A 22,260-nucleotide genomic window follows, 5' to 3' on the forward strand; every position below is an offset into this window, starting at 1 on the left:
GGCGCGTGGAGGTGATCGTGCTGCCCGGGCCCGACGACGTCGCCCGGGTGGCCGGCGACGTCGTCGCCGAGGTCGTCCGGCGGCGCCCGGACGCGGTGCTCGGGGTGGCGACCGGCTCCTCGCCGGTGGGCGTCTACGCCGAGCTGGCCCGCCGGGTCACCGCCGGCGACCTGGACCTGTCCGGCGTCACCGCCTTCGCCCTCGACGAGTACGTGGGCCTGCCGGACGGGCACCCGGAGTCCTACGCGGCGGTGGTCGCCCGCGACGTCACGGGGCCGCTGCGGCTGGACCCCGCGCGGGTGCACGTGCCCGACGGCCGGGCGGCCGACCTGGAGGCCGCCGCGGAGGCCTACGAGCGGGCGATCGCCGGCGCCGGCGGGATCGACGTGCAGCTGCTGGGCATCGGCGCCAACGGGCACGTCGGGTTCAACGAGCCCACGTCGTCGTTCGGGTCGCGCACCCGGATCAAGACGCTCACGGCCCGCACCCGGGCCGACAACGCCCGCTTCTTCGCCTCGCCGGAGGAGGTGCCGCTGCACTGCCTCACCCAGGGGCTGGGCACCATCCTCGAGGCCCGCCGGCTGCTGCTGGTGGCGCAGGGGGAGGCGAAGGCCGACGCGGTGGCGGCCGCCGTCGAGGGGCCGCTGACCAGCATGTGCCCGGGCTCGGCGCTGCAGCTGCACCCGCGGGCGACCGTCGTCGTCGACGAGGCGGCGGCCGCGGGGCTGACGCTGCTCGGGCACTACCGGGAGGTGTACGCGGCCAAGCCGGCCTGGCAGCGCCCCTGACGGCAGGGGCTCAGCGCACGCGCGAGCCGGCCGCCCAGACCGCCATGACGGACCGGTCCGGGCCGAGGGCGACGACGTCTGCGGCGTAGCCGGGCGCCAGCCGCCCGAGCCGGTCGCCGAGGCCCAGCGCGCGGGCCGGCACGCTGGTCAGCGCCGCCACGGCGGGCACCAGGCCGATGCCGGCGGCGAGCGCGTTCCTTAGCGCCGCGTCCTGGGTGAGCGTCGAGCCGGCGATCGTGCCGGTGCCGGCGAGCACGGCCCGGCCGCCGCGGACGGTGACGTCGAGGGCGCCGATCCGGTGCGCGCCGTCGGGTCCGCCGGCCGCGGCCATCGCGTCGGTGACCAGCGCGACCCGGCCGGGCGCCCCGGCCATCAGCAGCGCCGCGACGACGGGGTGCACGTGCACGCCGTCGAGGACCAGCTCGAGGGTGACCCGCGGGTCGGCCAGCGCGGCGCCCACCGGGCCCGGCTCCCGGTGGTGCAGGCCGGGCATGGCGTTGAGCGCGTGGGTGAGCAGCCGGGCGCCGGCGTCGACGGCCGCGGCGGTCAGCGCGGCGTCGGCCTCGGTGTGCCCGACCGCGACGACGACCCCGGCGGCGCTGAACGCGCGGACGGCCTCGAGGGCGCCGGGCAGCTCGGGCGCGACGGTGACCTGGCGCAGCGTGCCCCGGGCGGCGGCCAGCAGCCGGGCGACGGCGTCCGGGGCGGGTGCGCGCAGGTGGCGCGGGTCGTGCGCGCCGCAGCGGGCCGGCGCCAGGAACGGGCCCTCGAGGTGCGCGCCGAGCACGGTCGGGTCCTCGGCGGCGAGGTCGGCGATGCCGGCCAGCGACGCCTCGAGTTCCTCCAGCGGGGCGGCGACCAGGCTCACCACCGACCGCGTGGTGCCCGCCGACCGGTGCACCGCGAGCGCGGCGCGGACCGCGTCGGGGCCGTCGTCGAAGGCCGCCCCGCCGCCGCCGTGCGCGTGCAGGTCGACGAAGCCGGGGACGAGGTCGGCGCCCGGGAGCTCGACCGTGTCGTCGGCCGGCGGCGGGGGACCGGTGCCGGTGGCGGCGATCGTCGCGCCGTCGAGGAGCAGCCAGTCGCCGTCGACGGCGCCGCCCGCGTCGACCAGTCGCGCGCCCCGGACGAGCGTGGTCATCCGGCCAGCACCTCGGCTGCGGCCTCGGTGAGCGCCCGCGCGGCGCCGTGCGTGACGACCGCCGGGCCGGGGGTGAGCGCGGCGTCGTCGGGCATGCCGAGCGCCACGACGACGGCGTCGGGCCGGTGCGCGAGCAGGCCGGCCAGCCAGGCGCGTTCGGCGGGGTGCCGGTACGCGTCACGGACGGCGACCACCAGCGGCCGGCCCTGCGCCCGCGCCACCACCGCGGTGGCGCCCGGGTCGCCGTCGCGCACGGTCAGCGCCTCGGCGAGCAGGCCCCGCCGGGCCAGCGGCCCGGCGAGGTCCCACCGGGCGTCGCCGACGGCCATGTTCGCCTCCCCGCGCACCTCCACGACCACCGCCGGCGCGGCCAGCGGGACGACGTCGCGGCAGCGCAGCGCCCGGCGGGCGGCGGCCGCGCCCGGGTCGCCCTCCGGCGCCGGGCCGGCGGCGCGCGCCGCCTGGCGGGCCCGCAGCGCCCGCACCCGCCCGGCCGCCTCGTGCAGCCGCTCCTCGTGCAGCGTGCCCGCGCGGACCGCGTCGGTCACCGCCCGGCGGAGCGCCGCGCGGTGCTCCTCGCCGTCCTCGGCGCCGATCAGCAGCAGGTCCGCGCCCGCCGCCAGCGACAGCGCGCCGGCCCCGGCGATGCCGTGCGTGGCCCGCACGCCCGCCATGTCGAGCGCGTCGGTGACCACCACGCCGTCGAAGCCGAGCTCGCCGCGCAGCACGTCGACCAGCCAGCGGCGGCTCAGCGTGGCCGGCTGCCCGTCGACGGCGGGGAAGACCACGTGCGAGGTCATCACCAGGTCGGCGCCGGCGGCGACCGCGGCGGCGAACGGCGGCAGCTCGCGGCCCCGCGCGGTGGCCGGGTCGACGTCGACCACCGGCAGGCCGAGGTGCGAGTCGACGGTCGTGGCCCCGTGGCCGGGGAAGTGCTTGGCGCAGGCGGCGACGCCCGCGGCCTGCAGCCCGGCCACGAACGCAGCGCCGTGCCGGGCGACCAGCGCCGGGTCCGCGCCGAAGGAGCGCACGCCGATCACCGGGTTGCGGGGGTCGCTGTTGACGTCGACCGACGGCGCGAGGTCGACGTCGACCCCGGCGGCCCGCAGGTCGGCGCCGACGGCCGCGGCGACCGCGCGGGTGAGCTCGGCGTCGTCGACGACGCCGAGCGCCAGGTTGCCGGGGTAGCCGCTGCCGACCAGGTAGTCCAGCCGGGTGACGTCGCCGCCCTCCTCGTCGAGGGTGACCAGCGCGTCGGGGGCGGCCGCGTGGACGGCGTCGCTGATGGCCCGCACCCGCTCGGGCGCCGGCTGCGCGGGCCCGCCGGTGAGGTTGGCGCCGTAGACGCAGACGCCGGCCATCCCGCGCTCCAGCGCCGCCCGGACCCAGCCGGGGACGGTGTCGCCCGCGAACCCGGGCACGAGGCAGGCGTCGACCAGGTCGTGCAGTTCCGGCATCGTCCCGCCGTTCTCCGAGGTGCGCCGGGAACGGTCCCCGGGCGGTCCGGGAATGGCGCGCGGGCAGCCTATCGGCGACGGGTGGGGCGGGGCCAGCGGCGCCATTCCGGCGCGGTCGGGGAAATGGCGGCGGGCGGCCCGCCGGGCCCTTTTCCGGCGCGCCCGGCTGCACTACTGTCGCGGCGTGCCGGGCGCCGTCCCGGCGTGCGCGGGGAATGGCTGCCCGTGCCCCTTCCGCCCCCGGAGGCCCCGCGATGGCGACCGTCACCTACGACTCCGCGACGTGCGTCTACGACGGGGCCGACCGCCTCGCCGTCGACGCGCTCGACCTCGAGGTCGCCGACGGCGAGTTCCTCGTCCTCGTCGGGCCGTCCGGCTGCGGCAAGTCCACGTCGCTGCGGATGCTCGCCGGCCTGGAGCGGGTCGACGCCGGCCGGATCCTCATCGGCGGCCGCGACGTCACCGAGGCGGCGCCCAAGGACCGCGACGTGGCGATGGTGTTCCAGAACTACGCGCTGTACCCGCACATGACCGTCGGCGACAACATGGGCTTCGCCCTCAAGATCGCCGGGGTGCCCAAGGGGGAGATCCGGGAGCGGGTGGCCGAGGCGGCCCGGATGCTCGACCTGACCGGGTACCTCGACCGGCGGCCCAAGGCGCTGTCCGGCGGGCAGCGGCAGCGGGTGGCCATGGGCCGGGCCATCGTCCGGCGGCCGCAGGTCTTCCTCATGGACGAGCCGCTGTCGAACCTCGACGCCAAGCTGCGCGTGCAGACCCGCACCCAGATCGCCTCCCTGCAGCGCCGGCTCGGGGTGACCACGGTCTACGTCACCCACGACCAGACCGAGGCGATGACGATGGGCGACCGGGTCGCGGTGCTCAAGGACGGCCTCCTCATGCAGGCCGGCCGCCCGCGCGAGCTCTACGACCGCCCGCGCAACGTCTTCGTCGCCGGCTTCATCGGCTCGCCCGCGATGAACCTGTTCACCCTCCCCGTGGCCGACGGCGGGGTGCGCCTCGGCGACCAGCTCGTGCCGGTGGCCCGCGAGGGCTCGGCTCCGCCGACGCGGCCGAGGTGGTGCTCGGGGTGCGCCCGGAGGACCTCGAGCTCACGGCGGAGGGGCTGGCGGTCGAGGTCGACGTCGTCGAGGAGCTCGGCGCCGACGCCTACGTCTACGGCCGCGCGCGGCTCGGCGGCGAGACGCACGTCGTCACCGCCCGCGTCGACGGCCGCCGCCCGCCGCAGAAGGGCGACGTCGTCCGGGTGGCCCCGCGGCCTGGCTCGGTGCACCTGTTCCGCGCCGGCGACGGGGAGCGCATCGCCGCCTGAGGCAGCCGGATGGCGGAAACGTAACGATCACCGTTTCGGTTCGCGAGGCCGCGCGGTCGGGGCCAGGGTCGGGAGGACGACGCCGACGAGCTCCGGAGGTCCCCCGTGCGCACGAACCGGCTCCTGCCCCTCGCCGCGGCCGCGGCCCTGCTGCTGTCCGCCTGCGGCGGCGGGGAGAGCGTCGACACCGGAGGCGGTGGCGGGGGGAGCGGCGGCGAGGGCGGCACGCTCGTCGCCGCGGTCGCGGCCCAGCCCGACCAGCTCGACCCGCACCAGACGACGGCCTACCCGAGCTTCCAGGTGCTCGAGAACGTCTACGACACCCTCGTGGTCCCGAATGCCGAGGACCTGACGATGGAGCCGAGCCTGGCGGAGAGCTGGGAGACCAGCGAGGACGGCCTGACCTGGACGTTCACCCTCCGCGAGGGCGTCACGTTCCACGACGGCAGCGAGTTCGACTCCGCCGACGTCGTCTACTCCTACCGGCGGATCATCGACGAGGAGCTGCAGAACTCCTACCGGTTCGAGACGGTCACCGCCGTCGAGGCGCCCGACCCGCGGACCGTCGTCCTCACGCTCAGCCAGCCCACCCCGAACCTGCTCGAGCGGATCGGCGCGTTCAAGGGCATGGCGATCCTCCCCGAGGGCGCCGCCGACGACATCGACCTCACCACCGAGGCCAACGGCACCGGGCCCTTCCGGCTGGAGAGCACCGACGCGAGCAGCACCGTGCTCACCGCCTACGAGGACTTCTGGGGCGGCGCCCCGTCCGTCGGCGGCGTCGAGTTCCGCTACATCACCGAGCCGGCCGCGGCGCTGACCGCGCTGCAGAACGGCGAGGTGCAGTGGACCGACAACGTGCCGCCGCAGCAGATCGAGTCGCTGGCCGACGACGACAGCGTCGAGCTGCAGACGACGCCCAGCGTCGACTACTGGTACCTGTCGATGAACTACGCCCGGCCGCCGTTCGACAACCGCGACGTGCGGCGGGCGATCTCCCTGGCCGTCGACCGCGAGGCCGTCGCCGAGGCGGCCTGGTTCGGCGCCGCGCAGGCCAACCAGACGGCGATCCCCGAGGACAGCTTCTTCCACCTCGACTACGCGCCGTTCGAGCGCGACGTCGACCAGGCCCGCCAGCTGCTGTCCCAGGCCGGCGTGCAGACGCCGCTGACGATGGGCCTGATGGTCACCGACGAGTTCCCCGAGACCGTCACCGCCGCGCAGGTCATCGCCAGCCAGCTCGAGGAGATCGGCGTGACCGTCGAGATCGAGACGCTGGACTTCGCCACCTGGCTCGACCGGCAGGGCCAGGGCGACTTCGACGCCTTCTACCTGGGCTGGCTCGGCAACCTCGACCCGGCGGCCTACTACCAGGAGCAGCACCAGACCGACGGCCCGAACAACTACCAGGGCTACAGCAACCCGCAGGTCGACCAGCTGCTGCAGCAGGGCGCGGTGGAGACCGACGAGGACGCGCGCAAGCAGCTCTACGACCAGGCGGCGCAGATCATCGTCGACGACGTCTCCTATCTGTACCTCTACAACCCCGACGTCGTGCAGGCCTGGGCGCCGGGGCTGCAGGGCTACCGGATCCGCGCGGACAAGGCGATCGACTTCGCGACGGTGGAGCTGCCCTGAGCGGCTACCTCCTCCGCCGGGTCGGCCAGGCGCTGGTCGTCCTGGCGGGGGTGAGCGTCGTCGTCTTCGCCCTGGTCCAGCTGGTGCCCGGCGACCCGATCCGGCTGGCCCTGGGCACCCGGTTCGACCAGGAGACCTACGACGCGCTGCTGGCCCGGTCCGGGCTCGACCAGCCCCTGGTGCAGCAGTACCTCACCTGGGCGGGCCGGGCCGTCACCGGCGACCTCGGGGTCAGCTTCCGCAGCGGCGAGACCGTCACCTCGCTGATCGCCGAGCGGCTGCCGGCCACGCTCACGCTGGCGCTCGCCTCGATCCTCGTGGCGCTGCTCATCGCGGTGCCGCTCGGCACTATCTCGGCGCTGCGGCCCCGCTCGCTCGTCGACCGGGTGGCCACCGTGCTCAGCCAGATCGGCATCTCGGTGCCGGAGTTCTGGATGGCGATCGTGCTCATCCTGGTCTTCGCCGGGACGCTGGGCTGGCTGCCCTCGGGCGGCTACGTGGGGCTGACCGAGGACCCGGCCGGCTGGGCGCAGCGGCTGCTCCTGCCGGCCGTCGTCACCGGGGTGGTGTCCGGCTCGGTGATCACCCGGTTCGTCCGGTCGAGCGTGCTCGAGGCGCTGGGTGCCGACCACGTGCGGACCGCCCAGGCCAAGGGGCTGCCGCGGCGGCAGGTGTTCACCTGGCACGTGCTGCGCAACGCGCTGCTGCCGCTGGTCACCGTCACCGGCGTGCAGCTGGCCTACCTGCTCTCCGGCGTCGTCGTGGTGGAGATCGTCTTCTCCTGGCCGGGGCTGGGACAGCTCGCGCTGCAGGCCGTCCAGGCCCGCGACTACCCGGTGCTGCAGGGCGCGATCCTGCTGTTCGCCGTGACCTTCCTGGTGATCAACCTGGTGGTCGACCTGCTCTACACCGCCATCGACCCGAGGATCCGCAGGTGACCGGCGCCCCCCTGCCCGAGCCGGCAGCCTCCCCGACCGGCACCGACGCCGGCGTCCGGTCCACGCAGCGGGCACCCCGGCCGCGGTGGCGGGAGACCCTCGGCCTGCTGGCCCGCAACCCGACGGCGGCGATCGCGGCCGCCGTCCTGGTGCTGCTCGTGCTCATGGCGGTGTTCGGCGAGACCGTCGCGCCCGACGGGCCGAACGAGATCTCGGTCGACGACCGGCTGCAGGCGCCGAGCTGGGCGCACCCCTTCGGCACCGACGACCTCGGCCGCGACATCCTGAGCCGGGTGGTCCTGGGGGCCGGTGTCTCGCTGCGCGTCGGGTTCCTGGCCGTCGCGTTCGCGCTCGTCGTCGGCGCGCTCGTCGGGCTGCTGGCCGGCTTCTACGGCCGCTGGGTGGACGACGTCCTCATGCGGTTCATGGACGTCCTGTTCGCCTTCCCCGCCGTCCTGCTGGCCATCGCGGTGCTCGCCGTGCGGGGGCCGGGGGCGGGCAACACCGCGCTGGCCATCGGGATCGTCTACGTCCCGGTCTTCGCCCGGGTGACGCGGGCGAGCGTCCTCGGCGTGCGCGAGGAGGTCTACGTGCGGGCCTCGCGCTCGGTGGGCGCCTCGGACTGGCGGCTGCTCACCCGGCACGTGCTGCCCAACGCCGCCCCGCCGATCATCGTGCAGACCTCGATCAGCCTCGCGTTCGCCGTGCTCGCGGAGGCGGCGCTGTCCTTCCTCGGCCTGGGCACCCAGCCGCCGAACCCCTCCTGGGGGCTGATGCTCGCCGAGGGCCGCGGGTTCATCGACATCGCCTGGTGGCTGGCCTTCTTCCCCGGGATGGCGATCTTCCTGACCGTGCTGTGCTTCAACCTGCTCGGCGACGGCCTGCGCGACGTCCTCGACCCGCGCCAGCGCACCCTCATGGCCGGAGGTGGACGGTGACCGCCCCCCTCCTGGAGGTCGAGGACCTCCGCGTCCGGCTGCGCACCCCGCGCGGCCCGGCCGCGGTGGTCAACGGGCTGAGCTACACGGTGGGCCGCGGCGAGACGGTCGCCGTCGTCGGGGAGTCCGGCAGCGGCAAGAGCGTCTCCGTGCTCGCGCTCCTCGGCCTGCTGCCCGAGCGGGTGGCGACGGTGAGCGGCAGCGCGCGGCTGGACGGCGAGGACCTGCTCACCATGTCGCCCGAGCGGCTGCGGCAGGTGCGCGGTCCCGGCGTCGGCATGGTCTTCCAGGACCCGATGACCTCGCTCAACCCCGTCCTGACCGTCGGGCGCCAGCTGGTCGAGGGGATCCGCGCGCACGGCGAGGTGTCCAAGGCCGCGGCGCGCGAGCGGGCGGCCGGGCTGCTGGCCGAGGTGGGGCTGCCCGACCCGCAGGGCGCACTCGACCGCTATCCGCACGAGCTGTCCGGCGGCATGCGGCAGCGGGTGGTGATCGCCATCGCGCTCGCCAACAGCCCCGCGCTGCTCATCGCCGACGAGGCCACCACCGCGCTCGACGTCACGGTGCAGGCGCAGATCCTCGACCTGGTCGAGTCGCTGCAGGCCGACCACGGCACCGGGGTCATCTGGATCACCCACGACCTCGGCGTGGTCGCCGGCATCGCCGACCGGGTGCTGGTCATGTACGGCGGGCGCTGCGTGGAGGACGGCACGGTCGACGACGTCCTGGAGCGGCCCGCGCACCCCTACACGCGCGGCCTGCTCGGGGCGCTGCCGGACCTGGCCGCCGGTGACGGCGGCGACCTCGCCACCATCCCCGGCACGCCGCCGGCGCCCACCGACCTGCCGGCCGGCTGCGTCTTCTGGCCGCGCTGCCCGGTGCGCGGGGACGCCCGCTGCGAGACCGAGCAACCCCCGCTGCAGGTGGTCGGCGCCGGGCTGTCGAAGGGGCTGCCGCACCGCGCGGCCACCTGGTGCACGGAGGGGAGCGCGCGGTGAGCTCGGTCTTCCTGGACAAGGGGTCCGCGCCGGAGCAGGGGCGGCGCGACGTCCTGGTCTCCGCCCGGGGGCTGGAGGTGCACTTCCCGGTCCGCTCGGGCGGCCCGCTGCGGCGGACGACGGGCGCGCTGCGCGCCGTCGACGGCGTCGACCTCGACGTGTACCGGGGCGAGACGCTCGGCCTGGTGGGGGAGTCCGGCTGCGGAAAGTCCACGCTGGGCAACGCGCTGCTGCGGCTGGTCCCGCCCACCGGCGGCACGGTCACCTTCGACGGCCTCGACGTCACCGCGATGGGCCGCCGGCAGCTGCGTGACCTGCGGCGGCGGGCGGGGATGGTCTTCCAGGACCCGTTCGCCTCGCTGGACCCGCGGCGCACGGTGGCCCAGACGGTGTCCGAGCCGCTGGAGGTGCACCGCCTGCACCCCGGCCGGCAGGCCCGCGCCGCGCGGGTGCGGGAGCTGCTGGAGCTGGTCGGCCTCGACCCCGCCGTCGCGTCCCGGTACCCGCACGAGTTCTCCGGCGGCCAGCGGCAGCGGGTCGGCATCGCGCGGGCGCTGGCCGGGGAGCCGGACTTCCTGGTCTGCGACGAGGCGATCGCCTCCCTCGACGTCAGCATCCAGGCGCAGGTGCTCAACCTGCTGCGCCGGCTGCAGCGGCAGCTCGGACTCACGCTGCTGTTCATCTCCCACGACCTGTCGGCGGTGCGGCACGTCTCCGACCGGATCGCGGTCATGTACCTGGGCCGGGTGGTCGAGGTGGGGCCGGCGACCGCCGTCGCCGCGGAGCCGCAGATGCCCTACACGCGGGCGCTGCTGTCGGCGGTGCCGCTGCCGCACCCGGCGCTGGAGCGCTCCCGGCAGCGGATCGTGCTGCGCGGTGACGTCCCCTCGCCGGCCCGGGTGCCCAGCGGCTGCCGGTTCCGGACCCGCTGCCCCGACGTGTTCGAGCCCTGCCCCGACGTCGACCCGGCCCTGCAGGCGGTGGGCTCCGCGCCCGGGCACGTGGCCGCCTGCCACCTGCACGGCGTCGTCGGGACGCCCGTGCGGCGGGAGGACCCCGCCGCCCCCGCCCCCGCCCGCGACCGGGACTGACCGCGGGCGGCGCGGGTCAGCCGCGGCCGCTGCGGGCGGGCCGCCGGCCCTGCCGGGAGCCCGAGCGGGGTGCCCGCCGGGTGTCCCGGCCGCCGGAGCGGGGATGCCCGTCGGAGCCGCGGCCGCGCGGGGCGCTGCACGGGCGGCAGGTGGAGAACCACGGCGCGATCGGCGTCCCGCACTCCACGCACGCGGACGACCGGCTGACCGCGATGGCGTCGGGCAGCAGCTCGCTGATGGCCTCCGCGCACTCCTCCTCGACCCAGGCGGCGTCGTCGCCGTCGAGCCCGGCGACGCCGGGGAACTGGCGCAGCAGCGTCTGGGCGTCGCGGGCGGCCGCGGCGGCCTGCTCGAACTCCTCGACGCTGCCGCCGACCGGCACGTCGGGCAGCACGACCTCCGGCCGGACCGGCAGGCCGACGGCGTGCCGCAGGGCCGCGCGGGCGAGCAGCAGCCAGCGGGTGCGCCGCGGCGGCTCGTAGTCGATGGGCAGGCGGACCAGCCGCCAGACGGTATGCAGGTCGGCGGCCGCCCCGAGCGGGCCGCGCAGCAGGGGCAGCAGGGCCTGCACGCGCAGCACGAGGCCGGTGACGTCGTCGGGCGCGACGGCCTGGTCGCGGGTGGCCGCGCGGGCCCACGCCTGCCACCGGACCAGCGCCTCGGGCAGGTCGACGGGCTCGAGCGCCCCGAGGTCGTCGAGCTCGGGCCGCAGCCGCGGCACGCGCCCGGGCAGGTCGCTCGGCCGGTCGCCGCGGGCCACCTCGGCGCCGAGGGACACCAGCGCGGCCGACGGCTTCAGCCCGCGCACGCCGGTGAGGATCCCGACGGTGCCGTGCCCGGTGAGGCCGTAGCGGCCGGCGCGCCCGGCGATCTGCGCGGCCTCCCAGCTGCGCAGCGGCCGCAGCTCGGTGCCGTCGAACTTCGTCGTCTCGGCGAACAGCACGGTGGTGGCCGGCACGTTGATGCCGTGGCCGATGACGTCGGTGGTCACCAGGACGTCGAGCTCGCCGGTGGTGAACCGCTCGATGACCTCGCGGCGGGTGGCCGGCGGCAGCGCGCCGTAGAGGACGCCGACCTTCCCGGGCCGGTGCCGGTCGAGCTCGGCGGCGACGGCGTAGACGGTCTTGCGGGAGAAGGCGACGACGAGCGTCTGCGGGCGGACGCCGGTGCTGCGGACCGGGGCGCGCAGGACGTCGAGCCGCGACAGCCGCCGGTGGTGCACGACCTCGACGTCGTCGGCGTCGGCGACCAGCGGCGCGAGCAGCGGGTGGGCCTCGGCGGCGGAGATCAGGTGCATCTCCCGGTACGCGCCGGTGAGCAGCAGCCGCGCCCAGGTGTGGCCGCGGTCGGGGTCGGCGACCCAGTGCGACTCGTCGAGCACGAGCATCTCGCCGGCCATCGGGGCCTTCTCGACGGTGCAGCACAGGACGGGCGCGCCCGGGTCGATCTCCTCCTCGCCGGTGGACAGCCCGACGGTGCCCTCGGGCAGGAGCGCCGAGAGCTTGGCGTAGGCCTCGTGCGCGAGCTGGCGCAGCGGCGCGGCGTAGACGCCGGACCCGCCGGCGGCCAGCGCCTGCAGCGACTCGTACGTCTTGCCGGAGTTGGTGGGGCCGAGGTGGAACACCACGCGCTGCGGCGGGGTGGCGCGCACGGGGAGGTCCGGGGCGGTGGCCTCGACCCAGCGCTGCTGGGCGGCTCGCTCGGCGCGGGCGGCCTCCCGCTCGGCGGCACGCTCGGCGGCGCGGGCGGCCGCGCGGTCGCCGGGGTCGTACGCGTCGTGCGCGGTCCGGACGGGCGGGCGGTCGGCGTCGGGGCGCCGCACCCGGCGGCGGGCGGTGGACGGCTGGGGAGCGGTGTCGGTCAGGAGGGGTCCTCGGGTCGTTCGCGGGGCAACTCCCGGACAACACCGTCGGGGCGGCGTCCATGCCCGTGCCCGTCCCGCGCCGGTGCGCGTTAGCCTCGGGCGGCCGGGAGGGCTCGCCTAGAGGCCGATGGCGGCGGTCTTGAAAACCGCTATGGGGTCACACCCATCGTGGGTTCGAATCCCACGCCCTCCGCTCGCGCCGCCGGTTCCCCTCCGTGCGCCGTCCATCGCCTAGCGTGTGCCCCTCCGCGGGGAACCGGGCCCCACGGGCCGGGGAGTGCGATGAGCGGGGCAGCGGTGCCGGACGCCGGCACGCAGGCGCGGGAGGACGACGCCGCGGCGCTGGAGCGCAGCCGGCGCTGGCTGGCCGAGGCCCAGCGCCTGGCCGCGCTCGGCAGCTGGGAGTGGGACGTCCGCACCGGCGCCGTCCTGTTCAGCGACGAGCTCCGCGCCGTCTACCGCCTGGACCGCTCCGTGACGCCGACCTTCGCCACCTGCCTGGAGATGGTCCACCCCGACGACCGCCCGCGGGCCGAGCGGGCCATCCTCGCCGCGCTCGCCGACGGCGGGGTCTTCGACCTCGACCACCGCGTCGTGTGCGGCGACGGCGCGGTCATCTGGGTGCGGGCGCGCGGCTCGGTGACCCGCGGCGAGGACGGCAGCCCGCTGCTGCTCGTGGGCACCGCGCAGGACGTCACCGAGCGGGTGGCCATCGAGGCCCGCCTGCAGGAGAGCGAGCGGCGGCTGCTCGAGGCCCAGCGGGTGGCCCGCCTGGGCCGGTGGGACTGGGACGTGCGCAGCGACGTCGTCGTCTGGTCCGACGACATGTTCCGCATCTTCGGCATCCCGCCGGCCGCGCTGGTGCCGACGGTCGAGGGCTACCTGGCGCGGGTGCACCCCGACGACCGCGACGAGCTGCTGCAGATGCTCGCCGACGTCCGGGCCGGCCGGGAGGACTACGGGCTCGAGCACCGGGTGCTGCGCGCCGACGGCAGCGTCGGCTGGGTGAGCTGCCGGGCCGCCGTCGTCCGCGACGACGACGGCGCCGAGGTGCGCCTGCACGGCACCGCCACCGACGTCACCGAGCGCAAGCTCGCCGAGCTGGCCGCCGCCCGCGCCACGGCCGAGCTGGCCGCCCGCGCCGAGCAGCTGCGCCGGCTGGCCTTCACCGACCCGCTCACCGGCCTGGCCAACCGGGCGCTGTTCGCCGACCGGCTGCAGCACGCCCTGGACGCCCGCCCCCCGGCCGGCGTCAGCGTGCTGCTGGTCGACCTCGACGACTTCAAGGACGTCAACGACGTGCTCGGCCACCAGGTCGGCGACCGGCTGCTCGTCGAGGTCGCCGGGCGGCTGACCCGCTGCGTGCGCCCGGAGGACACCGTGGCCCGCCTGGGCGGCGACGAGTTCGCCGTCGTGCTGGCCGAGGCCGCGCACGGCGAGCAGGTGGCCCGCCGGATCGGGGCGGCGCTGGACACACCGGTGCGGTTCGGCGACCGGCAGCTCGTGCCCACCGGCAGCATCGGCCTGGCCCGGGTGGCCGGCGGCGAGCCCGTCCCCGCCGACGTGCTGCTGCAGCAGGCCGACATCGCCATGTACGCGGCCAAGCGCGCCGGCAAGGGCCGCTACGAGGTGTTCGACCCGACGATGTCGACGGCGGTGCTCGCCCGCGCCGACGTCGAGAACGGGCTGCGCCAGGCGCTCGACCGCGACGAGCTCGTCGTGCACCTGCAGCCGCTGGTCGACGTGACCGCCCGCGCGGCCACCCGGGTCGAGGCGCTGGTCCGCTGGCCGCGCCCGTCCGGTCTGGCGCTGCCGGCCGACTTCCTCCCGGTCGCCGAGCGCAGCGGGCTGGTGCGGACCCTCGGCCAGCAGGTGCTGCGGGCCGCCTGCCGGGGGCTCGCCCCGTGGCTGGCCGCCGACCCGGGCCGCTCGGTGGCGGTCAACGTCTCGCCGGTGCAGCTGCGCGAGCCGGACTTCGCGACGACCGTGCTCGGCATCCTGGCGCGCACCGGCGTCGGCCCGCGGCAGCTGCTGCTGGAGGTGACCGAGACGCTGTTCCTCGAGGCGGGTCCGCGGGTGGTCGGTCAGCTCGCCGAGCTGCGCGCCGCGGGCATCCGGGTGGCCATCGACGACTTCGGCACCGGCTACTCCTCCCTCGGCCGGCTGCAGGACCTGCCCGTCGACGGCGTCAAGGTCGACCGCACCTTCGTCCAGCAGATGGGCGCCGGCCCGGGGGACGCCGCGATCCTCACCGCGATGGTCACCCTCGCCCACGACCTGGGCCTGGAGGTGACCGCCGAGGGCGTGGAGACCCGGGACCAGGCGACCCGGCTGCTGGAGCTGGGCGTGGACCACCTGCAGGGCCACCACCTCGCCCGCCCGGTGTCCCTGGACGGGCTCGACGACGCGGTGGCCGCGGCCGGCGCCGCGGTGCGGGCCGCCGCCGGCTGCCCGGGCCGGTCCGGGCGGGCCACCGTGCAGCTCGTCGCCGGCGAGGACGCCCTCGGGCGGGCGGTGCGCGGCGCCCTCGTGCGCGCCGGCCTCGCGATGGCCGGGCCGGGCGAGCCGCCGGACGCCGTCGTGCTGGTCACCGCCCGCGGCGAGGACGCGCTCGCCCGGCCGGCCGCGCTGCGGCCCGCGGGCGGTGCCGCCGTCCTCGTGCTGTGCGCGCGGGCCGACCGGGCGACCCGGGCGCGGCTGCTCGCCGCGGGCGCCGACGACGTCGTCGTCGACCCGGGTTGCCCGGCGGACCTCGCCGACCGCGTGCGCGGGGCGCTGCGGACGGCGGCCGCCGAGGCGGGCGGCTGAACGCCGCGCGACAAGACCCGGCAGCAGGACCCGGCAGCAGGGCTCAGCAGCAGGACGCGGTCGTCGTCGCGCCCTCCAGGTCGGGCCGGGCGTCGGCGGTGACGGTGTAGACCTCCCACGGCTCGCCGCCGGGCGCGGTCACCCACACCTTGTCCTGGACGGCGTAGCAGCAGGTGGTCTGCTCCTCGGTGCGCGTGGCGAGGCCGGCGCCGGCGAGCCGGCCGGTGGCGGCCGTGACCTCCGCCGTGTCCGCCACCTCCACGCCCAGGTGGTCGAGCCGGGTGGGCTCCCCGCCCTCGCCCTCCAGCAGGACGAGCTTGAGCGGCGGCTCGGCGACGGCGAAGTTGGCGTAGCCCGGGCGGCGCTTGGCCGGCGGCGTGCCGAACAGGCGGCCGTAGAAGTCGACGGCGGCGTCGAGGTCGGCGACGCGCAGGGCGAGCTGGATCCGGGACATGGGGACCTCCTCGGGTCGGAAGACATCGACGCTCGTCGATGTCCGGGCCACCGTGCGCCTTGACATCGACGCCTGTCAATAGGATGGTCGTCGATGTGATCCCCGTGGACGGAGGACCCGTGAGCGACCCGGTGGCCTGCTGCACGCCCCTGACGGGCACCGCCATGTCCGCCGAGCGCGCGGAGGAGGTGGCCGGGCTGCTCAAGGCGCTGGCCGACCCGGTGCGCCTGCGGCTGGTCGGCCTCATCGCCGGCAGCGACACCGGCGAGGCCTGCGTCTGCGACCTCAACGCCGCCTTCGACCTCACCCAGGCCACCATCAGCCACCACCTCAAGGTGCTGCACACCGCGGGCCTGCTCGACCGCGAGAAGCGGGGCGTGTGGGTGTACTACGCCGTCCGCCGCGAGGCGCTGGCCGCCGTCGCCGGCCTGTTCGACGCCGCCGCGGTCCCCGCGTGAGCGACGCCGTCCGCGAGGCCCCGCTCGCGGGGCCGGAGGCGCCGGTGCTCCGGCGGCTGTCGGTCCTCGACCGGTTCCTGCCTGTCTGGATCCTCGCCGCCATGGCCGCCGGCCTGCTGCTCGGCCGCCTGGTGCCCGGGTTCGACGACGCCCTGGCGGCCGTCGAGGTGGGCGGGGTGAGCCTGCCGATCGCCGCCGGCCTGCTGCTGATGATGTACCCGGTGCTGGCGAAGGTCCGGTACACCGAGCTCGGCCGGGTCGCCGGCGACCGACGGCTCCTCGCCGCGAGCCTGGTGCTCAACTGGCTGGTCGGCCCGGCCGTGATGTTCGCGCTGGCCTGGCTGCTGCTGCCCGACCTGCCCGAGTACCGCACCGGCCTGGTGGTCGTGGGCCTCGCCCGCTGCATCGCCATGGTGCTGATCTGGACCGACCTGTCCTGCGGCGACCGCGAGGCCGCCGCCGTGTTGGTCGCCGTCAACGCGGTCTTCCAGGTGCTCGCCTTCGGCGCGCTCGGCTGGTTCTACCTGCAGGTGCTGCCCGGCTGGCTCGGCCTGCCCACCACGTCGGCGGAGTTCTCGGTCGCGGCGATCGTGGTCTCGGTCCTGGTCTTCCTCGGCGTCCCGCTGGCCGCCGGGGCGCTCACCCGCGTGCTGGGGGAGCGGGCCCGTGGCCGCGCCTGGTACGAGCAGCGCTTCCTGCCGCGGATCGGCCCGGTGGCGCTGTACGGCCTGCTGTTCACGATCGTGGTGCTGTTCGCGCTGCAGGGCGACGCCATCGCGTCGCGCCCCTGGGACGTCGCCCGCATCGCGCTGCCGCTGCTGGCCTACTTCCTCCTCATGTTCGGGGGCTCGTTCCTGCTCGGCGTGCGGCTGCGGCTCGGCTACGCGCGGACGGCCACGCTGGCCTTCACCGCGGCCGGCAACAACTTCGAGCTGGCCATCGCCGTCGCGATCGGCACGTTCGGGGTCACCTCCGGCCAGGCGCTGGCCGGCGTGGTGGGCCCGCTCGTCGAGGTCCCCGTCCTCGTCGCGCTCGTCTACGTCTCCCTGTGGGCCGCCCGCTGGTTCCCCGGCGACCCGACCGTCCCCGTCAGGAGCACCCCGTGACCCGTCCCAGCGTCCTGTTCGTCTGCGTGCACAACGCCGGCCGCTCGCAGATGGCCGCCGGTTGGCTGCGGCACCTCGCCGGTGACGCGGTCGAGGTCCGCTCGGCGGGCTCGCTGCCCGGCGACCGGATCAACCCCTCGGCGGTGGAGGCGATGGCCGAGGCCGGCATCGACATCACCGACCAGCGGCCCAGGGTGCTCACGACCGAGGCCGTCGAGGCCTCCGACGTCGTCGTCACCATGGGTTGCGGCGACGCCTGCCCGGTCTTCCCGGGCAAGCGCTACCTCGACTGGGCCCTCGAGGACCCGGCCGGCCAGGGCGTCGAGGCGGTCCGGCCGATCCGCGACGAGGTCGAGCGCCGGGTCCGGGGCCTGCTCGCCGAGCTGGGCGTCCCCGCCGGCACGCGGGGCTGACCTCCCCCCTCGGGGTGGCCCCGGCTCACGATCGCGGCCCCGCCTGCCGAAGACCAGGTGTGGCCATCGCCCGGGGACTGCGCGCACGGCAGCCGCGCGCCGCCGCGCGGTCGCTCGTGCTGATGATCGCCGTGTCCGCCGGCGTGCTGGCCGTGGTCAGCACCTTCGGCGCCAACGCGGCGAGCGCCGTGACCGTCGGGGCCACCTGGGCGGGCGTCGCGGTCCTCGTCGTCCTCGCCGTCGTCGTGCGCCGCACCGAGCCCGGCCGGCTCGACGGGGCCGGCGTCTTCGTCGCCGTGGGGATCGCCGGGGTGGCGATGGTCTGCGTGCTCAACTGGATCACCGAGGACACCTCGGCCGGCGCGCAGGCCTTCCTCGCCTTCCCGGTGCTGTGGGTCGCCTCGCACCTGCGCCGCGCCGCGGTCGCCGTCGTCACCGCCGCCGCGGTCGTCGCCAACGCCGTCGTCGTCCCGCTGCTCCTGCCGCTGGAGACCGCGCTGTCCGACGTCCTGCTCACCGGTGTCGTCCTCACCGTCGTGGCCTCGATGCTCGAGCGGGCCGGGTCGGTGCAGGAGCGGCTGGTCGAGGCGCTGGAGCAGCAGGCCACCGTGGACACCCTCACCGGCCTGGTCAACCGCCGCGTCTTCGACGACGCCCTCGCCGTCGCGCTCGACGGCCGCCGGTCCGGCCCCGGCGAGGGCACCGCGCTGATGCTCCTCGACGTCGACTCGTTCAAGCAGATCAACGACGTGCACGGGCACCCGGTGGGCGACGACGCGCTGGTCCACCTCGCGGGCATCATCCGCCGGCAGATCCGCGCCGGCGACGCCGTGCTGTCCCGCCTCGGCGGCGACGAGCTCGCCGTCCTGCTGCCCGGCTGCAGCGCCGACGTCGCGGTCGACCGCGCCGGGGCGCTGCTGGAGAGCGTGCTCTCGACGCCGCTGACGCTGCCCGACGGGAGCCTGCTGGCCATGTCGGTGAGCGTCGGCGTGGCGCACTCCGGCGGCCACACGCCCGGGATGCGCGAGTTCTACGCCGCCGCCGACCGCGCCCTCTACCGCGCCAAGCGCGGCGGCCGCGGCCGCGTCGAGGTCGCGCCGGTCTGAGCCGCCCGGTCTGAGCCGCCCGGTCTAGGCCGGTGCCCAGGTGCCGCCCTCGGCGCGCACCACCCCGGCCCGCTCCAGCCGGGCCAGGTGCTGCTCGGCGGTGCGCCGCTCCACCGTCGGCACGAACGGCAGCTGCACGTGCGGGCGGTACACCAGCCGGTGCTCGACCACCTCGGCCACCGTGCGCGGCCGCTCGGCGAGCAGGCCGAGCAGCGTCTCGTCGCGGCGGGCGATGACGCCCGCGTAGGTGTCGAGCGCGGCGAGGAACGCCTCCCGCCCCTCGACGACGCCCTTCTGGTGCGCGGTGCCGTACCAGCGGGCCTCGATCCCGCGGAGCCGGTCGAAGGAGGCCTCCAGCGCGTCGAGGTCGCTGCTCACGTCGCCGTAGTACGGGCCGAAGCCGGTGAGGTCGATGTCGCCGGTGAACAGGAAGCCGTCGGGCTCCACGAGCAGCCCGCAGTGCCCCGCGGTGTGCCCGGGCAGGTGGACGACGGTCAGCGTGCGCCCGCCGAGGTCGATCACGTCGCCGTCGGTCACCTCGCGGACGTCGGCGTGCCCGGTGATCCCGAAGCCGGTGCGCAGCTCCTCGCGGAACGCGTCCGCGGCGACGTCGTCCATCCCGGAGCCGGCGAGCAGGGCGTCGGTCTCGCGGACCGCGGGGGCGTCGGCCGGGTGCGCGTGCGCCGGCACCTCGGGGAAGACGTGCAGGCCCGCGACGTGGTCCTCGTGCCCGTGGCTGACGAACGCCAGGTCGACCGGCCCGACGGCGCGGCCGCGGCGGCCGACCTCGATCGACGGGTCGACCAGCGCCGTCGCCTCGGTGCCCGCGACCAGCAGCGAGTTGCCGCACGGGTAGCGGCCGCCCTCGGGCGAGGCGAGGAGCGTGATGCCGCCGTAGCGGAGGTCGTCGTCGCGGCTGCCCACGCGCCCACCCTGGCACGGAGGGCCGACAGCGCTCGAGAGGCCCTTCAGCGCAGGGAGCGGGCCGCCGCGGCGAGGGTGCGGGCGGTGAGCCGGCCGTCGGCGAGGCCGAGCGCGACGACGTCGTCGAACACCCGCTGGTCGGCCGCCGCGGCGCGGAAGGCGGCGTCCATGACTCCCGGCCACCGGCTGATCCACGACGCCGCCGACGCCGACCGGTGGTGCGCGCCCAGCCGCCGGCGCAGCGCCCGCCGGTGCAGCGCACCCGCGCCCGCCCCGGCCGCGGCCGCCCGCCCGGCCAGCACGCCGGACAGCACCGCGTAGAAGATCCCCTCGCCGGTCATCGGGTTGACCAGCGAGGCGGCGTCCCCGGCGAGCAGCACCCGGCCGTCGGGCTGCCGCGGCCGGCCGGTCGACAGCGGCAGCCGGTGCGCCCGCAGCCCCTCCGGCTGCACCCCCGGCAACAGCCGGTGCAGGCCCTCCACCAGCGCGGCGCGGTTCCCCCCGCCGCTGACCAGCTCGCCGTAGCCGACGTTGGCCCGCCCGTCGCCGAGCGGGAAGGACCACGCGTAGGCCGGCCAGCGCTGCTCGGTGGTCACCAGCACCTGCGTCCCGGCCCGGCCGGGCAGCTCCGGCGCGTAGCCGCGCAGCGCCACGGCCAGCCGGTCGTCGCGGTTGCGGCCCAGCCCCAGCGACCGGCGCACCACCGACTCCGCGCCGTCGGCGCCGACCAGCACCCCGGCGGTGAGCACCCCGTCGACGTCGACCCCGTCCGGGCCGGGCGTGACCCGGCGGACGGCGTGCCGGCGGAAGGCGGCGCCGCGGTCGAGGGCGGCGGCGAGCAGCCGGGCGTCGAACACCTCCCGCGGCACCACCGACGACGGCCGGTGCGTGTCCCGCTCCACCGTCGCGCCACCGGGGGAGCGCAGCGACAGCCGCGGCACGGGGGCGTAGCCCGCGGTCAGCGCGGCGACGTCGACGCCGAGGCCCGCCAGCACGTCGAGCGCCTCGGGGGCGACGCCGTCGCCGCAGACCTTGTCGCGGGGGAAGTCCGCCCGGTCGAGCACGAGCACCGAGGCGCCCGTGCCCAGCGCCGCGAGCGCGGCGGCCGCCCCCGCCGGGCCGCCGCCGGCCACGACGACGTCCCAGCGCTCCACGCCCGCGACGCTAGGCAGGCCCGAGCCGCGCGGCCAGCCGGGGGCTGTCGGCACTGCGCCCGCGCGGCGGAGGATGGCCGGTGTGAGCGCACCGGACGAGCGGGACCTGCTGCTGCGGATGCTGGAGAACCAGCGCACCGGGCTGCGCAACGCCCTGCTGGGCCTCACCGAGGAGCAGGCGCGGGCGCGGCCCAGCGCGAGCGAGCTGTCGCTGTCGGCGCTGGTCAAGCACGTGACGCAGGGGGAGCGGGTGAACGTGGCCGGGCGCATCGGCGGCCGCCCGCACGCGGTGGAGACCGATCCGCAGGCCGGGTGGATGGCCGGCTTCACCGTGGCCGCCGACGAGACCGTCGAGGTGCTGCTGCGCCGCTGGGCGGAGGTGGCGCGGGAGACCGAGGAGGTCGTGCGCGCGGAGCCCGACCTCGACCGCGTCGTCCCCCTCGCCGACGACGTCGCCCGGTGGATGCCCGCCGGCACGGTCTTCACGGTGCGCTGGATGCTGCTGCACCAGATCGAGGAGCAGGCCCGCCACGCCGGGCACGCCGACGTCATCCGCGAGTCGATCGACGGCAAGGGCGCCTGGCAGCTGGAGGCCGAGGCGCAGGGCATCGCCGCGCCGGGCTGGCGCTAGCGGGCGGCCCACTTCCGCGGCGGGTGCTCGTAGCCCTCGACGAAGGCCAGCAGGCCCGCCGCGTCGCCGACCACGCCGAGCGCGTCGAGCCGGCGCTGCTCCAGGTAGCCGTCGTCGGCCATGCGGCGCAGCTGGGCGAGCAGCGGCTGCCAGAACCCGTCGACGTCGAGCAGCGCCACCGGCTTCGCGTGCAGCCCGAGCATCCCCCAGGTCCAGGCCTCGAACAGCTCCTCGAGGGTGCCGGCGGCGCCGGGCAGCGCCACGAAGGCGTCGGCGAGCTCGGTCATCCGCGCCTTGCGCTCGTGCATCGACCCGACGACGTCGAGGCGCGGCAGGCCGGGGTGCGCCAGCTCGTCGTCGACCAGGTGCTGCGGGATCACCCCGACCACCTCGCCCCCGGCCGCCAGCGCGGCGTCGGCCACCGTGCCCATGAGCCCGACGTGCCCGCCGCCGTAGACGACGCCCACCCCGGCCGCGGCCAGGTCGGCGCCGAGCGCCGCGGCGGCCGCGCGGTGCGGCTCCGGCCCGGGCCGGCTGCCGGTGAAGACCGCGACCCGCATCAGGCGCCGTAGTAGCGGAAGACGGGCTCGGCGATGCAGACCGGCTTGTCGCCGCCCTCGCGCTCGATGACCGCCGCGAGGGTCAGCTGCAGCCCGCCGGCGACCTCCTGCACGTCCTTGAGACCGGCGCTGAGCCGGACGCGCGAGCCAACCGGCACGGGGGCGGGGAAGCGCACCTTGTTCAGGCCGTAGTTCACGCCCATCGCGGTGTCGGTGACCGCCAGCACCTGCCCGGACAGGGAGGCCAGCAGCGACAGCGTCAGGTAGCCGTGGGCGATGGGCCCGCCGAACGGGCTCTCGGCCCTCGCCCGCTCGACGTCGACGTGGATCCACTGGTGGTCGCCGGTGGCCTCGGCGAACGTGTCGACGTGCTCCTGCGTCACCTCGAACCACTCGCTGGTGCCGAGCTCGGTGCCGACCAGGCCGGGCAGCTCGGCCATCGTCGTGGTGGTGGTCATGGCGG

General features: G+C 76.6%; 21 protein-coding genes, 1 tRNA gene and 1 pseudogene. 15 read left to right on the top strand and 8 right to left on the bottom strand.

Going from position 1 to position 22,260, the window contains the following annotated elements; all coding sequences use genetic code 11:
- Nucleotides 1-5 precede the first annotated feature (5 nt).
- Nucleotides 6-788 (top strand): glucosamine-6-phosphate deaminase, encoded by a 783-nt coding sequence (gene nagB / locus WA616_RS22635; protein ID WP_336033401.1) that lies wholly within the window; start codon nt 6-8, stop codon nt 786-788.
- Between the two features lie 10 nt (nt 789-798).
- On the opposite strand, the gene nagA is transcribed toward nagB, so the two are convergent.
- Both nagA and WA616_RS22645 read right to left on the bottom strand, forming a co-directional pair.
- Complete coding sequence (gene nagA, locus WA616_RS22640; protein ID WP_336033403.1) at nt 799-1,929, bottom strand: N-acetylglucosamine-6-phosphate deacetylase; 1,131 nt, start codon at nt 1,927-1,929, stop codon at nt 799-801.
- The gene (locus tag WA616_RS22645; protein ID WP_336033406.1) at nt 1,926-3,386 is read right to left on the bottom strand and encodes a glycoside hydrolase family 3 protein; all 1,461 of its coding nucleotides are present in this window, start codon (nt 3,384-3,386) and stop codon (nt 1,926-1,928) included. The genes nagA and WA616_RS22645 overlap by 4 nt, the downstream gene beginning before the upstream one ends.
- 254 nt (nt 3,387-3,640) lie before the next feature.
- Between WA616_RS22645 and WA616_RS24565 the strand changes: the two are divergent.
- The 7 genes and pseudogenes from WA616_RS24565 to WA616_RS22675 form a co-directional block, all read left to right on the top strand.
- A pseudogene (locus WA616_RS24565) lies at nt 3,641-4,069 on the top strand (ABC transporter ATP-binding protein); the annotation flags it as partial.
- Between the two features lie 392 nt (nt 4,070-4,461).
- Complete coding sequence (locus WA616_RS24570) at nt 4,462-4,716, top strand: TOBE domain-containing protein (protein WP_442902020.1); 255 nt, start codon at nt 4,462-4,464, stop codon at nt 4,714-4,716.
- 105 nt (nt 4,717-4,821) lie between these two features.
- Nucleotides 4,822-6,354 (top strand): ABC transporter substrate-binding protein, encoded by a 1,533-nt coding sequence (locus WA616_RS22655; RefSeq protein ID WP_336033408.1) that lies wholly within the window; start codon nt 4,822-4,824, stop codon nt 6,352-6,354.
- The gene (locus WA616_RS22660) at nt 6,351-7,292 is read left to right on the top strand and encodes an ABC transporter permease subunit (RefSeq protein ID WP_073419416.1); all 942 of its coding nucleotides are present in this window, start codon (nt 6,351-6,353) and stop codon (nt 7,290-7,292) included. Before WA616_RS22655 ends, WA616_RS22660 begins: the two co-directional genes overlap by 4 nt.
- Entirely contained in the window at nt 7,289-8,230 is a 942-nt protein-coding gene (locus WA616_RS22665; RefSeq protein ID WP_336033409.1) for an ABC transporter permease, read from the top strand. The genes WA616_RS22660 and WA616_RS22665 overlap by 4 nt, the downstream gene beginning before the upstream one ends.
- The gene (locus tag WA616_RS22670; protein WP_336033410.1) at nt 8,227-9,228 is read left to right on the top strand and encodes an ABC transporter ATP-binding protein; all 1,002 of its coding nucleotides are present in this window, start codon (nt 8,227-8,229) and stop codon (nt 9,226-9,228) included. Before WA616_RS22665 ends, WA616_RS22670 begins: the two co-directional genes overlap by 4 nt.
- Complete coding sequence (locus WA616_RS22675) at nt 9,225-10,319, top strand: ABC transporter ATP-binding protein (RefSeq protein WP_336033412.1); 1,095 nt, start codon at nt 9,225-9,227, stop codon at nt 10,317-10,319. The genes WA616_RS22670 and WA616_RS22675 overlap by 4 nt, the downstream gene beginning before the upstream one ends.
- A 16-nt stretch (nt 10,320-10,335) precedes the next feature.
- On the opposite strand, the gene WA616_RS22680 is transcribed toward WA616_RS22675, so the two are convergent.
- Nucleotides 10,336-12,141, bottom strand: coding sequence for a helicase-related protein (locus tag WA616_RS22680; RefSeq protein ID WP_336033414.1), 1,806 nt, complete (start codon nt 12,139-12,141; stop codon nt 10,336-10,338).
- Between the two features lie 148 nt (nt 12,142-12,289).
- Between WA616_RS22680 and WA616_RS22685 the strand changes: the two genes are divergently transcribed.
- Together WA616_RS22685 and WA616_RS22690 are read left to right on the top strand one after the other, a co-directional pair.
- Nucleotides 12,290-12,376, top strand: a tRNA-Ser gene (locus WA616_RS22685).
- A gap of 89 nt (nt 12,377-12,465) precedes the next feature.
- The gene (locus WA616_RS22690) at nt 12,466-14,991 is read left to right on the top strand and encodes a putative bifunctional diguanylate cyclase/phosphodiesterase (protein ID WP_336033416.1); all 2,526 of its coding nucleotides are present in this window, start codon (nt 12,466-12,468) and stop codon (nt 14,989-14,991) included.
- 43 nt (nt 14,992-15,034) lie between these two features.
- Here the strand turns inward: WA616_RS22690 and WA616_RS22695 are convergent, their stop codons facing one another.
- Nucleotides 15,035-15,445 carry an ArsI/CadI family heavy metal resistance metalloenzyme gene (locus WA616_RS22695; RefSeq protein ID WP_336033418.1) on the bottom strand — a complete coding sequence of 137 codons (411 nt, stop codon included), beginning with the start codon at nt 15,443-15,445 and terminating at the stop codon, nt 15,035-15,037.
- 119 nt (nt 15,446-15,564) lie between these two features.
- Between WA616_RS22695 and WA616_RS22700 the strand changes: the two genes are divergently transcribed.
- The 4 genes from WA616_RS22700 to WA616_RS22715 are packed head-to-tail and all read left to right on the top strand — an operon-like array spanning nt 15,565 to nt 18,528.
- Entirely contained in the window at nt 15,565-15,903 is a 339-nt protein-coding gene (locus tag WA616_RS22700) for a metalloregulator ArsR/SmtB family transcription factor (protein ID WP_336033420.1), read from the top strand.
- Nucleotides 15,900-17,009 carry an ACR3 family arsenite efflux transporter gene (arsB, locus tag WA616_RS22705; protein ID WP_336033422.1) on the top strand — a complete coding sequence of 370 codons (1,110 nt, stop codon included), beginning with the start codon at nt 15,900-15,902 and terminating at the stop codon, nt 17,007-17,009. Before WA616_RS22700 ends, arsB begins: the two co-directional genes overlap by 4 nt.
- Nucleotides 17,006-17,422, top strand: coding sequence for an arsenate reductase ArsC (locus tag WA616_RS22710; protein ID WP_336033424.1), 417 nt, complete (start codon nt 17,006-17,008; stop codon nt 17,420-17,422). Before arsB ends, WA616_RS22710 begins: the two co-directional genes overlap by 4 nt.
- Before the next feature lie 59 nt (nt 17,423-17,481).
- Nucleotides 17,482-18,528 (top strand): GGDEF domain-containing protein, encoded by a 1,047-nt coding sequence (locus tag WA616_RS22715; protein WP_336033425.1) that lies wholly within the window; start codon nt 17,482-17,484, stop codon nt 18,526-18,528.
- A 24-nt stretch (nt 18,529-18,552) separates the two neighbouring features.
- Here WA616_RS22715 and WA616_RS22720 read toward each other — a convergent pair whose 3' ends face one another.
- A complete protein-coding gene (locus WA616_RS22720) occupies nt 18,553-19,452 on the bottom strand; it encodes an MBL fold metallo-hydrolase (RefSeq protein WP_336033427.1) in 900 nt (299 codons plus the stop codon).
- Nucleotides 19,453-19,496: 44 nt separating this feature from the next.
- Nucleotides 19,497-20,606 (bottom strand): NAD(P)/FAD-dependent oxidoreductase, encoded by a 1,110-nt coding sequence (locus tag WA616_RS22725; protein ID WP_336033429.1) that lies wholly within the window; start codon nt 20,604-20,606, stop codon nt 19,497-19,499.
- An 82-nt stretch (nt 20,607-20,688) separates the two neighbouring features.
- On the opposite strand from WA616_RS22725, the gene WA616_RS22730 reads away from it, so the two are divergent.
- Nucleotides 20,689-21,237 (top strand): DinB family protein, encoded by a 549-nt coding sequence (locus WA616_RS22730; RefSeq protein ID WP_336033431.1) that lies wholly within the window; start codon nt 20,689-20,691, stop codon nt 21,235-21,237.
- On the opposite strand, the gene WA616_RS22735 is transcribed toward WA616_RS22730, so the two are convergent.
- Complete coding sequence (locus tag WA616_RS22735; RefSeq protein WP_073417924.1) at nt 21,234-21,797, bottom strand: TIGR00730 family Rossman fold protein; 564 nt, start codon at nt 21,795-21,797, stop codon at nt 21,234-21,236. The two genes, WA616_RS22730 and WA616_RS22735, sit on opposite strands and share 4 nt — an antisense overlap.
- Nucleotides 21,797-22,255 (bottom strand): MaoC family dehydratase, encoded by a 459-nt coding sequence (locus WA616_RS22740; protein ID WP_336033435.1) that lies wholly within the window; start codon nt 22,253-22,255, stop codon nt 21,797-21,799. Before WA616_RS22740 ends, WA616_RS22735 begins: the two co-directional genes overlap by 1 nt.
- Nucleotides 22,256-22,260 lie beyond the last annotated feature (5 nt).

This window comes from Geodermatophilus sp. FMUSA9-8, assembly GCF_037034165.1.
In the GTDB taxonomy this organism is placed as follows: Bacteria; Actinomycetota; Actinomycetes; order Mycobacteriales; family Geodermatophilaceae; genus Geodermatophilus; species Geodermatophilus nigrescens.